The organism is Herbaspirillum sp. AP02, from assembly GCF_015767275.1.
In the GTDB taxonomy this organism is placed as follows: Bacteria; Pseudomonadota; Gammaproteobacteria; order Burkholderiales; family Burkholderiaceae_D; genus Herbaspirillum.
This window is the reverse complement of sequence record NZ_JADWMY010000001.1, coordinates 336,816-348,721: the sequence shown is the minus strand read 5'-3', so window position 1 is coordinate 348,721 and position 11,906 is coordinate 336,816. Positions and strand designations below refer to the sequence as shown.

Sequence of the window (11,906 nt, the reverse complement as noted above, 5' to 3'; positions counted from 1 at the left end):
AGCAGGGCTGAAAAACAGCATTTTAGCCGATGGGAACAGATAATGAGCTAATATCCAATCTTAGTATTTAGATTAAATTTTATTATTTTCCTTCATTCGTATTACGTAATTACGTATTATGTAATACATCATTAAATAACAGGATGCGATCATGGCCCGTACCGGCTTGTACAAATCGGAAGTGAAGAAAGCCCGCGATAGCCTGTTGGCGTTGGGCCGGCATCCCTCCGTAGATGCGGTGCGGGTGGAGCTGGGCAATACCGGGTCCAAGACCACCATCCATAAATACCTGAAGGAATTGGAAGAAGAGGAGGGTGTCGGGCAACAGCCCCGCAGCATCAGCGCCGCCCTACAGGAGATGGTGGAGCGCCTGGCGTCCCAGTTGCAGGCCGAAGCTGATGACCGGGTGAATGCCGCCAGGGAAGAGGTGAGGACGGTCACAGCCCGGATGGAGCAGGCCCTGGCAGAAGCCAGCGCGGCCAATGCGGATTTGTCGACCCGGCTGGAGCTGGCCGGAAAAGCCCTGATCGCCGCCCGCGCCGCCCATGAAAGCAGCCGGGAGGAATGCCAGCAACAGGCCGTTGCCCTGCGTGCACTGGAGGTGCGCACCACCGCCTTGCAGGAACGCCTGCAGGAAAACGAGCAGCATCGGCTCTCCCTCGAAGACAAGCACCAGCACGCCCGCGCTGCCCTGGACCACTACCGCAGCGCCGCCAAGGAACAGCGCGAGCAGGATCAGCGGCAGCATGAGCAGCAACTCCAGACGGTACAGGCCGAACTGCGTCAACTGCGCCAGGAGCTCATCGTCAAGCAGACGGAAATCACCCGCGTCAACCAGGAAGGGGTGCGCCTGGTGGCCGACCTATCGCATGCGCGGCAAGCCCTGGTGGAGCAACAGGCACTGGCGGATCGGCGCGAGCAGCGGCTTGAAACGCTGCAGCAGGTGGCGGCCGGCAAGCAGGTGCTGGAGGCGCAACTGGCCGACAGGAATGACACGCTGGCAAGCTTGCAGGCCAGTCAGGCACAAGCCGAGGAAGCCCTGACCAGCGCCCGCAAGCAGTTGCAGGACACCGAAATAGAACTGGCGGCCGCCCGCGCCAGGCTGGAAACCCATGAAGCGCTTACGCTTGCATGGCACCAACAGAGAACTCAGGAAGGAGAGGGCGAGCAGCAGGCGCTCTCTTCGGGGCCAGAAGATGCCGGCTTGGAGCGGTGACTGGTAGAAAGGCTGACCTGCAATGAAAGCATGGATGCCCAAAGATCAGTAAAGCGACTTAATGATCAGACCGACGGACACTACCATGCACACTATCGAAAAGACCAGTTTCAGATGAGCGGGATGCCAGCGCATAGAAAGTTTCCCTCCAAGCAACATTCCTGCGATCGCCCCGGCGGAAAATGGCAGGCCAATATTCAGATCGAAGTGACCATTGACCATGCTGGTGCCGACGCTGACCAGCGAAATCAACGCGATGACCGCTAGCGATGTCGAGACAACCGACTGCATGGCGAGGTCGGTCACGCGCTGCAGGACCGGCACGATGACGAACCCGCCACCCACCCCGAGCAGGCCCGAGAGCACACCCGCCATGCCACCCATGACGGCCAGACGACTGGCACAACGAGGGGTCCAGAGGAAGCGCCCGCTCTTGTCACGCAGGCAGGGGCAGTCATCCGATACGGTGACGGCATTTGTCTTGCTGCGCCGCGCATCCCGCATACCCTTGACGGCGACCCACACCATGACAATGGCGAACAGCAGCGTCAGGTAGCGCGTATCGAGCTGATGGGCCAGCCACGTTCCCAGCGGCGTGAGGGCGATGCCGACTGCGGCGACCAGCAAGGCGGCCCGATAGCGCACGATGCCAGCCCGCAAACCGATCACCGCCCCCATGGCCGAAGCCATGCCCACCGCCAGCAAGCCAATGGGGCCGGCCTGCGGCACGCTCAGATGCAGGCCGAACACCAGCAACGGAATGGCCAGGATACCGCCACCGGCACCGGTGAGGCCCATGATGCAGCCCACCAAGGCACCCAGCAATAGACTCATGCTCATGCCCGCCTCCGTCAACCGACCATCTCGGGTTGCGCCAGCCACTCGTGACCCTTGAGCATGCCTTCCCAGTACAGCGGCGGCAGAATGCGCTCCTTGAGCAACCAGGCCAGGCGCGATGGACGCGTGCCATCCAGCATCCACGCCGGGAAACTGGGCGCCAGCTTGCCGCCATAGTTGAATTCGGCCAGAACGATCTTGCCGCGCTCTACGGTCAAGGGGCAGGAGCCATAGCCGTTGTAGCGGGCCTGAACGGATTGCCGGCCCAGGTTGTGGAGCACGTTGTGGGCGACCACTGGCGCCTGTTTGCGGGCCGCGGCGGCAGTCTTGGCGTTGGGCGAGTTGGCCGCATCGCCCAGCCCGAAGATGTTGGCAAAGCGCTTGTGCTGCAAGGTCGACTGATCAACATCGATCCATCCAGCCGGATCGGCCAGAGGGCTGCTGCGGATGAAGTCCGGCGCCGTCTGCGGCGGTACCACGTGGATCATGTCAAAGGGCACTTCCACTTTCTGCGAACTGCCATCGGGGGAGCTGACCGCAAAGGTGGCGATCTTGCGTCCACCATCGATGGCGGTAAGGGTCTGTCCGAAATTGAGATCGATGCCATAGGCCTGCACATACTCCATCAAGGCTGGCACGTATTCGGCCACGCCAAAGAGCACGGCGCCTGCGGAACGGAACTGCACGTTCGATTTCTTCAGCACACCGGCGTGTCGCCACGCATCACAAGACAGATACATGGCCTTTTGTGGGGCGCCGGCGCATTTGATGGGCATGGGTGGCTGGGTGAAAACCGCATCCCCTCCCTTGAAACGTTCCACCAGCTCCCAGGTGTAGGGCGCCAGATCATAACGATAATTGGACGTCACGCCATTGCGACCCAGGGTATCGGTGAGGCCTTCGATGCCGTCCCAGTTCAGTTTCAGGCCGGGACAGACCACCAGTTGCTCGTACTTCACCACGCGGCATCCTTCCAGCAGCACCGCATTGCGCTCGGGCTCGAAACCTGCCACGGCCGATTTGATCCAGCGTACCCCGCGCGGGATGAGCGATCCCATCACCCGGGCCGTCTGCGCCGACTTGAATACACCGCCGCCAACCAGGGTCCAGCCGGGCTGGTAATAGTGGACATCAGCCGGGTCGATGATGGCGATATCCAGTCCAGGCTGGCGCGCCAGCAGGCTCGACGCTACCGAGATCCCGGCAGCGCCGCCACCAACGATGACCACCTTGTGCGTCGAGTCGGCCACATCGAATGGAGTGGCATTGCTCTGGTTGATTCTGCGTACCAGCGCGCTCAGGTCGTAACCCGCCTGTTCGGCGCGGGTCAATATCTCGCCCGTGGACATGCGGCCGGCGCGCGAAAGCCCCCACAGCGTGGTACTGCGCATGCCACTGCGGCAATAGGCCAGCACGGGCTTGGGCAGATCTTCGAGGAGACGATCGAATTCGTCAGCCTGGGCATTGGCCACCTGACCAGGAATCACCGGCAGATAGCGGGCCTCGATGCCCGCAGCCTGTGCTTGTTGTTCGACCTCTCTGAAACTGGGCTGGTCGCCGGCTTCCCCGTCCGGACGATTGCAGATGATGGATTTGAAGCCGGCCGCAACGATCTCCGCCATATCGGTAGGCATGACCTGGGCCGAGACGGACAAATTGGCCGTCAGTTGCTTGATGTTCATGGAATGTCTCCTTGATTGATGTACCCCTGGCGGCGACGCCCCGGCGTCGGCCAGCAAGGGGAGGGGATCAGCGATCCCGGGCAGCGCAGCTGCTGATACCCAGCAGCGGATACAGCGGACAGAAGCGGAACAAGCCGGTTCCTATCGGGATCAGGCCCAGCCAGCCCCACCATCCCACGGTGCCGGTCGCCGCAAGGATGACCAGGACGACGCCAATGACGATTCTCAAGATGCGGTCGATACCGCCTACATTGCATTTCATGATGACTCCTCAGGGTGGGTGATCAGACTGCGTCCAGCGGGATCTTCAGATAGCGCATGCCGTTGGCCTCGGCCGGTGGCAACTGACCCGCACGCATGTTGACTTGCACCGACGGCAGCAGCAGCACCGGCATGGCGAGGGTGGCGTCACGGGCACTGCGCATGGCCACGAATTCCTCTTCGCTGATGCCATCGCGGACGTGGATGTTATTGCTACGCTCTTCAGCCACGGTGGTGACGAACTGAACCTGCCGGCCGTTGGGCTGGTAGTCGTGACACAGGTAGATACGGGTATGCGGCGGCAGGCTCAGTACCTTGTTGATCGAATGGAAGAGGGTGCGGGCGTTCCCGCCGGGGAAATCGCAGCGTGCGGTCCCGTAGTCGGGCATGAACAGGGTGTCGCCGACGAAGGCTGCGATCTGGTCACCTTCCTCCACGACATAGGTGATACAGGCAGGTGTATGGCCGGGAGTGTGCATGACACGCGCTTGCAAAGCGCCGATCTGGAAGTGTTCGCCATCGGCGAAGAGATGATCGAACTGGCTGCCATCGTGGGTAAATTCACTGCCGGCATTGAAAAGCGTTCCAAAGACGTCTTGTACCTGGCGGATGTGCTCACCGATGGCGATGCGTCCACCCAGCTTGCGCTTGAGATAAGGAGCTGCCGACAGATGGTCGGCATGGGCATGGGTTTCCAGAATCCATTGCACTGAAGCATCAAGCTCCTGCACGCGCTGAATCAAGTGATCAGCGCTGCTGGTGGAGGTGCGGCCGGATTTGGGATCGTAGTCCAGTACACTGTCTAGCAGTGCGCATTGCCGGGTGGCGCGATCCAGTACGAGATAGCTCACGGTACTGGTGGCAGGATCGAAGTGGCCTTCAATATGCAAGTTGTCCATGGTGTCGTCCTCTGATTGTCAGTTGCTTTCTCTGTATCAAAACCTGTGCCAGCTCCACCAATTTATTCAAGTCATTGATTTATAAGAAAAACCCCCTGATCGCACTGATGATCTCCGCCAATCGACTGCCAGTGACACTGCCAATTGGCAGTGTCATACTGTCACTTGGCAGCACCCGCAGCCGATACGGATGGAGTGACATCTCCAGTTCAGCGTGCTCGGTGAAGGCCATTCAGTCCTTCCCGCAAGCAGGGGGCGCTACTTGCCTGAATTTGTCTTGAAGAAAGTGAGAGATTCCATGGAGTCGCTACCCGATGTTTTGCAGTCGTTCCAGGTACAGGCGCTGATTTCCTATCTGGACCATGAGCCCACGCCGATGATCGTGATGAATACGGATTACGAGATTCTGGCTGCCAATACAGCCTACAAGCGCCAGTTCGCCACGGCAGGCAGCGTGCCCATCGGCCGCAAGTGCTACGCCATGTCCCACCATTACGAGGTTCCCTGTGACCAGGCCGGAGAGCATTGTCCTTTGCAACGCGCACTGCTTACCAAGGGACCGGATCGGGTGCTGCACATTCATCACACGCCGCGTGGACCCGAGCATGTGGATGTAGAGCTGCGGCCCATCATCGATCATCAGCATCGTGTGGTGGGATTCGTCGAGCGCTTGCAGACTGTGCGCCATGCCTCGGTGCAGGCCAGTCGTCAGGGGCTGGTTGGCAAGTCACCAGCCTTCAATCGTGCGCTGGGCGAGTTGCAACGGGTGGCGATGTCGGATCTGCCGGTATTGCTGCTTGGTGAGTCAGGCAGTGGCAAGGAACTGTTTGCGCGCGCGGTGCATGAGGCCAGTCCTCGGGTGCATGGGCCGTTCGTGGTGGTTGACTGCTCCGGATTGACCGAAACCCTGTTCGAGAGCGAGTTATTTGGATACGAAAAAGGGGCATTTACTGGCGCCCATGTCCGTAAGGCGGGTCTGGTTGAAACCGCCAAGGGTGGCACCTTGTTCCTGGACGAAATCGGCGATGTACCACTGTCGATGCAAGTGAAGCTGCTAAGGCTGATTGAATCGGGCACTTTCCGCCGCGTTGGCGCAGTGGATACGCAGCAGGCCGAATTCCGCCTCGTGGCAGCCACCCATAAGCCGCTGCAGGAGATGGTGGCCAGGGGCGATTTCCGTCAGGATCTTTACTACCGTATCAGCGCCTTCCCGATCCATTTGCCGCCATTGCGCGAGAGGCGCGATGACATAGCATTGCTGGTCGAATCATTGCTTCAGCGGGGGGCAGGAGGAGGAGGTAAGTCGCTGCAAATCTCTACGGAAGCGTTGGCGCAGCTGATGCAACACGACTGGCCTGGAAATATCCGTGAACTTCGCAACGTGATCGAGCGCGCGCGCCTGTTTGCGGATGATGGAGTGATCAAGAAAGAGCATCTGGCGTTGGATCGTTTCTATCCGCCACGAACGCCTGGGTTGGATAAGCGTGCATCTGAAGCAATTGATCTTGTACAGATAGCACGCGAATTTAAGGGCAGCCGCAAGGAGCTGGCAGCAAGCTTGGGTATGAGCGAACGTACGTTGTATAGACGTATGAAAGAGGCAGGCCCTGGTGTTGGCCAAGGTGTTTCTCAGACTGTACACGGAACCGATCGGATTTCCACAGAAGTGCCCGGCAGCGTCTAACCGTTGCATCGTTCCCCGTTTTTACCGGCCGCCATGCGGCGATTCAACAGCCTCCTAAGGCTTGATCTTCCGCTTGCGCCCGGGCTGGCGAACGCTTCCGTTCGGTTCACGACTGCCAGCCGGTGAGATATCGGCCAGTTGTACCGCAATGAAGTCCACGAATGCCCGGATCCGGTTGGACATCTGATGACGTTGGGAGTAGACGGCATAGATATCGGCATTGGGTGACTGCCAGCCAGGCAGTACGCGAACCAGTCGCCCGTCCTCCAGATAGCCCCGCACATCCCATTCCGCGCGTAGCAGGATCCCATGCCCATCCAGGGCCCATTTCACCGCGATCTCACCATCGTTGGTGGTCAGGTTGCCGCGAATCTTCACCGCTTCCGTCTTGGAAGAGGCGCCGTTTCCCGCGGTGAGCCGCCACACCCCATAGGCTTCGTCCCCTTGTCGGATTCCCACGCAGTTGTGCTTGGTGAGGTCGTGGGGCGTGACGGGCATGCCTCGTCGCGCCAGGTATTGGGGCGCGGCACACAGCAGCCTTGCGTTCGGCGCCAGACGCCTGGCCACTACCCGTGTATCAGGCGGCTCGCCGAAGCGGATGCAGACATCGAAGCTGTCGTCGGTCAGCGGCGGGGGCATCACGGATAGCTGCAGCTGCACCGCCACCTGCGGATACTCGGCGACGAATGTCGAGATCACCGGTGCCACATGGCTACGACCGAAACCCAGGGTGGCATTGACACGCAGCAAGCCCTCCGGGCGCCGCTTGGAGCTCCCCAGCAGTTCGGACAGTTCGTCGATTTCATCCAGGATGCGACGGGCGTGTTCCAGATAAAGCTCCCCCTCCGGGGTGAGGGTCATGCGGCGGGTGGTCCGGTTGACCAGCGGCACACCGGCGCGGCTCTCCATCTGGCTCAGGTGCTTGCTCACTGCTGCCGTCGTCAGGCCCAGCTCGCGTGCCGCCGCCGAAAGGCTGCCAGCCATCGCCAGTACCGAGAAGAAGCGTAAATCCGAAGGAAGAACCACGTCTTGCATGGGCAATTATCAACTTGAAGTTAAGGATGCTTTGAGTTTAGCACCGGTTTTTGTAGAACGAACGCCGGTAGAGTGCCACTCACCAAAACATTTGATGAAAGGCTGGAGACATGAAGACTTATCGCATCGCAACCATTCCGGGTGACGGCATCGGCAAGGAAGTGGTGCCCGCGGGCCGCCAGGTCCTGGAAGCGCTGGCCGCCACCAGCAGCACTTTCAAGTTCGACTTCGAGGACTTCGACTGGGGCGGCGACTATTACCGCAAGACCGGCGCCATGATGCCGGCCGACGGGCTGGATGCGCTGCGTGACAAGGATGCCATCCTGTTCGGCTCGGCCGGCGACCCGCACATTGCCGACCACATCACCCTGTGGGGCCTGCGCCTGAAGATCTGCCAGGGCTTCGATCAATACGCCAATGTGCGCCCGACCCGCATCCTGCCGGGTATCGATGCGCCCCTGAAACGCTGCAAGGAAGAGGACCTGAACTGGGTCATCGTCCGCGAAAACTCCGAAGGCGAATATGCCGGCGTGGGCGGCCGTGTCCACCAGGGCCATCCGATCGAGGCGGCCACCGACGTGTCGATGATGACCCGTGCCGGCGTCGAGCGCATCATGCGTTTCGCTTTCAAGCTGGCGCAGTCGCGCCCCCGTAAGCTGCTGACCGTCATCACCAAGAGCAACGCGCAGCGCCATGCGATGGTGATGTGGGACGAGATCGCCGTGCAGATTTCCAAGGAGTTCCCGGATGTGAAGTGGGACAAGGAACTGGTCGATGCGGCCACCGCGCGCATGGTCAACCGTCCCGCCACGCTGGACACCATCGTGGCCACCAACCTGCACGCCGACATCCTGTCCGACCTGGCCGCCGCGCTGGCCGGCAGCCTGGGCATCGCCCCCACCGGCAACATCGATCCGGAGCGCCGCTATCCCTCGATGTTCGAACCCATCCACGGTTCGGCATTCGACATCATGGGCCGCGGCCTGGCCAACCCGGTAGGCACCTTCTGGTCGGTGGTGATGATGCTGGAACACCTGGGCGAGCATGAAGCGGCGGCTCAGGTCATGCAGGCAGTGGAAGCCGTGACCGCCGATCCGTCGCTGCATACCGGCGACCTGGGCGGCAAGGCAACCACGGCGCAGGTCACCGCGGCCGTCTGCGCCTTCGTCAGCAAGGCAGCCCACAACCGGAAGGCGGCGTAAGCCATTCTTCAGCGGTCCGAACGGACCGCCTCTGCCGACAAGAGTGCGCCCTCCCGGCCCCTGTTTCGGGTGCCGGTGGGGCCGCCACGCGCTAAAAAAACAATCGAAGACAGGCACATCAAGCCTGCCATTGCCGGAGACGCAATGCCCACTGCACAACCACTGTCCGAGCGGGCCCGGATCGACGCCTTGTTGAAAGGCATGTTCGAGGCGGCGATTGCCATCGCCCAGCCGGCCGTACGTATCCCCCAATTCCTGCCCGAGGCACCGCGTGGGCGCCTGATCGTCATCGGTGCAGGCAAAGCCTCCGCCGCCATGGCGCGCGCGTTCGAAGATCACTGGCCGGGCAAGCTCGAAGGGCTGGTGGTGACACGCTATGGTTATGCGGTGCCGTGCGAGCGTATCGAGATTGTGCAGGCAGCCCATCCGGTACCCGACGAAAATGGCCTGGCAGCCGCCACGCGCCTCATGGACATGGTCAGCAAGCTCACCGAAGACGATCTGGTGGTCTGCCTCATCTCGGGCGGCGGTTCCGCCTTGCTGCCCTTGCCGATGCCCGGATTGACACTGCTCGACAAGCAACGCATCAACCAGGCGCTGCTGGACTCGGGTGCCTCCATTTCCGAGATGAATTGCGTGCGCCGCCATCTTTCCGCGATCAAGGGCGGGCGGCTTGCCGCTGCCTGCCATCCCGCACGGGTGCTGAACCTGCTCATTTCCGACGTGCCTGCCGACGGCGTGCATGACATTGCCTCCGGCCCCACGGTGGCCGACCCGACGAGCTGTGCCGATGCACTGGCCATCGTTGAGCGCTACGACGTCGATCTGCCGCCGCAGGCACGCGCCGTCCTCTCCAACAGCAGCAATGAGACCCCGAAGCCCGGCGACCCGCGCCTGGCCAGGGTGGAAACGCACCTGATCGCCACCCCGCAGATGGCGCTGGAAGCCGCTGCCGAATTCGCGGCCCGGCATGCTGTGCCGGCCCACATCCTCTCCGACGCCATCGAAGGCGAGGCTCGCGACGTGGGCAAGGTGATGGCGGCCATCGCACGGCAGGTGGCTCGTGGTGACCAGCCGTTCAGCAGTCCCTGCGTCATTCTCTCCGGTGGCGAAACCACCGTGACCGTACGCGGTACCGGACGCGGCGGACGCAATGTCGAATTTCTCCTCTCTCTGGGTATCGCCTTGAACGGCGAGAAGCACGTCTATGCACTGGCCGGCGACACGGACGGTGTCGATGGCAGGGAGGAAATCGCCGGCGCGCTGCTGCGCCCGGACACCCTGGAGCGGGCCCGTCGCGAGGGACGTCCCCCGATGACCTGCCTGGAAAACAACGATGCCCACGGTTTCTTTCAGGTACTTGGAGATTCGGTCATCACCGGTCCGACGATGACCAACGTCAACGACTTCCGCGCCATCTACGTCGGCGCATCGGACAACCCGTCAGCGATGACGAATGACAAATGAAACATGGAGACGCCTATGCACCGTCTGCGCAATGCAAAGATCGTTGCCACGCTGGGACCGTCGCCTACACCACCTCTGGCTACTCGGCGCTGCGCATGGCGCGGGAGCGTCCGGGCATGTCGATTCTCGGCATGACACCCAGCCGCCCATCGCCCGCCGCCTTGCACAAATCGCCTGAGGCGGGCAGGGCACAGGCCCTGGCAGGGAAGAGGAGCAGAACCAGAACAGAAACTGCCTGCCGGTCGCGCTGGAGCGCCAGGCAGTCACACAACAAGGTGTAACAGGAATCACCCTCGAACAACGTAAAGAAGGAGACAAGCATGCAAACCGAAATCGAAAAACGCACCTTGCGGCGCACCACCTGGCGCATCGTGCCATTCATCATGTTGCTGTACTTCATCGCCTACATCGACCGGGTCAACATCGGCTTCGCGGCGCTCACGATGAAGCAGGACCTGGGCTTCAGCGCCTCGGTCCTGGGCTTTGGCGCCGGCATCTTCTTCTGGGGCTACTTCATGTTCGAAGTCCCCTCCAACATCATCCTGCACAAGGTCGGGGCGCGCCTCTGGATTGCCCGGGTGATGGTGACCTGGGGGATGATCTCCGGTGCCATGGCCTTTGTCGATGGCGCGACAAGCTTCTATGTCATGCGCTTCCTGCTTGGCGCGGCCGAGGCCGGTTTCTTCCCAGGCATCATTCTCTACCTGAGCTACTGGTTCCCGGCCCGCCACCGCGCGGGCGTCACGGCGTTCTTCATGGCAGCGGCACCGCTGTCCACGGCGATCGGTTCACCGATCTCGGCGGCGCTGCTGGAGATGGACGGCGTCATGAATCTCCATGGCTGGCAATGGATGTTCATCCTGGAAGCCATTCCGGCGCTACTGCTCGGTGTTGTGGTCCTGGGCTTCATGACCGACAAGCCGGAAAAGGCAAAGTGGCTCAAGGAAGACGAACGCGCCTGGCTCATCAAGACCATGGCCGACGAGCATGCGCAGAAAGACAAGTCGGGCAAGCACGGCATCATCCGTGGTCTGGCGGATCTCCGTGTGCTGGGGCTGGCACTGATCTACTTTGGCACCTCGGCAGGGCTGTACACGCTGGGTATCTGGGCGCCCCAGATCATCAAGGGACTGGGGGTCTCGTCCATGGCGGTGGGCTTCCTCAATGCGATCCCGCCTATCGTGTCGGTGGTGGCCATGGTGCTCTGGTCGCGCCATTCCGACCGGACTGGAGAACGTACCTGGCACGTCATCATCGCCTGCGTCGCCGCGGCGGTGGGCCTGGTGATCGCTGCCGGCGCCAATAGCGTGGTGGGACTGATTGCCGCCTTGACACTGGTGAACGTTGGCATCAGCTGCGCCAAGCCGCCTCTTTGGAGCATGCCGACCATGTTCCTGTCCGGTGCGGCGGCAGCCACCGGCATTGCTACCATCAATTCCATCGGTAACCTTGGCGGCTTCGTGGCGCCCAGCGTCATCGGCTGGATCAAGGACTCGACCGGCAGCTATGCCGGGGGCCTGTATTTCGTGGCGGGACTGCTGGTGTTTTCGGCGGTGCTGACACTGATCATGTCGCGCTTCCAGGGCAGGCCACGGGATACGCATATCTATCAAAAGGTATGAG

At 61.4% G+C, this 11,906-nt stretch carries 10 protein-coding genes and 1 pseudogene; 6 read left to right on the top strand and 5 right to left on the bottom strand.

Annotated elements, in window-relative coordinates; all coding sequences use genetic code 11:
- Positions 1-151: 151 nt before the first annotated feature.
- Complete coding sequence (locus I5R65_RS01535; RefSeq protein WP_196871966.1) at positions 152-1,216, top strand: DNA-binding protein; 1,065 nt, start codon at positions 152-154, stop codon at positions 1,214-1,216.
- A 45-nt stretch (positions 1,217-1,261) separates the two neighbouring features.
- On the opposite strand, the gene I5R65_RS01530 is transcribed toward I5R65_RS01535, so the two are convergent.
- The 4 genes from I5R65_RS01530 to I5R65_RS01515 all read right to left on the bottom strand — a co-directional run bounded on the left by I5R65_RS01530 (position 1,262) and on the right by I5R65_RS01515 (position 4,895).
- Positions 1,262-2,056 (bottom strand): sulfite exporter TauE/SafE family protein, encoded by a 795-nt coding sequence (locus tag I5R65_RS01530; RefSeq protein ID WP_196871965.1) that lies wholly within the window; start codon positions 2,054-2,056, stop codon positions 1,262-1,264.
- 11 nt (positions 2,057-2,067) lie between these two features.
- Positions 2,068-3,735, bottom strand: a complete 1,668-nt coding sequence (locus tag I5R65_RS01525; RefSeq protein WP_196871964.1) for a bifunctional protein tyrosine phosphatase family protein/NAD(P)/FAD-dependent oxidoreductase — start codon at positions 3,733-3,735, stop codon at positions 2,068-2,070.
- Positions 3,736-3,802: 67 nt separating this feature from the next.
- The gene (locus tag I5R65_RS01520; RefSeq protein ID WP_196871963.1) at positions 3,803-3,997 is read right to left on the bottom strand and encodes a DUF2892 domain-containing protein; all 195 of its coding nucleotides are present in this window, start codon (positions 3,995-3,997) and stop codon (positions 3,803-3,805) included.
- A gap of 22 nt (positions 3,998-4,019) precedes the next feature.
- The gene (locus tag I5R65_RS01515; RefSeq protein WP_196871962.1) at positions 4,020-4,895 is read right to left on the bottom strand and encodes an MBL fold metallo-hydrolase; all 876 of its coding nucleotides are present in this window, start codon (positions 4,893-4,895) and stop codon (positions 4,020-4,022) included.
- A 298-nt stretch (positions 4,896-5,193) separates the two neighbouring features.
- On the opposite strand from I5R65_RS01515, the gene I5R65_RS01510 reads away from it, so the two are divergent.
- Complete coding sequence (locus I5R65_RS01510) at positions 5,194-6,579, top strand: sigma-54-dependent Fis family transcriptional regulator (RefSeq protein ID WP_231395074.1); 1,386 nt, start codon at positions 5,194-5,196, stop codon at positions 6,577-6,579.
- Positions 6,580-6,633: 54 nt separating this feature from the next.
- Here I5R65_RS01510 and I5R65_RS01505 read toward each other — a convergent pair whose 3' ends face one another.
- Positions 6,634-7,614, bottom strand: coding sequence for a LysR family transcriptional regulator (locus I5R65_RS01505; RefSeq protein WP_196871961.1), 981 nt, complete (start codon positions 7,612-7,614; stop codon positions 6,634-6,636).
- A gap of 110 nt (positions 7,615-7,724) precedes the next feature.
- Here I5R65_RS01505 and I5R65_RS01500 point away from each other — a divergent pair, with 110 nt between their 5' ends.
- The 4 genes and pseudogenes from I5R65_RS01500 to I5R65_RS01485 all read left to right on the top strand — a co-directional run bounded on the left by I5R65_RS01500 (position 7,725) and on the right by I5R65_RS01485 (position 11,905).
- Positions 7,725-8,816, top strand: a complete 1,092-nt coding sequence (locus tag I5R65_RS01500; protein ID WP_196871960.1) for a tartrate dehydrogenase — start codon at positions 7,725-7,727, stop codon at positions 8,814-8,816.
- Between the two features lie 144 nt (positions 8,817-8,960).
- The gene (locus I5R65_RS01495) at positions 8,961-10,283 is read left to right on the top strand and encodes a glycerate kinase (protein WP_196871959.1); all 1,323 of its coding nucleotides are present in this window, start codon (positions 8,961-8,963) and stop codon (positions 10,281-10,283) included.
- Between the two features lie 56 nt (positions 10,284-10,339).
- Positions 10,340-10,423, top strand: a pseudogene (locus I5R65_RS24460) (pyruvate kinase alpha/beta domain-containing protein); the annotation flags it as partial.
- 180 nt (positions 10,424-10,603) lie between these two features.
- Positions 10,604-11,905 carry an MFS transporter gene (locus tag I5R65_RS01485; protein ID WP_196871958.1) on the top strand — a complete coding sequence of 434 codons (1,302 nt, stop codon included), beginning with the start codon at positions 10,604-10,606 and terminating at the stop codon, positions 11,903-11,905.
- The last annotated feature ends 1 nt before the right edge of the window (position 11,906 follow it).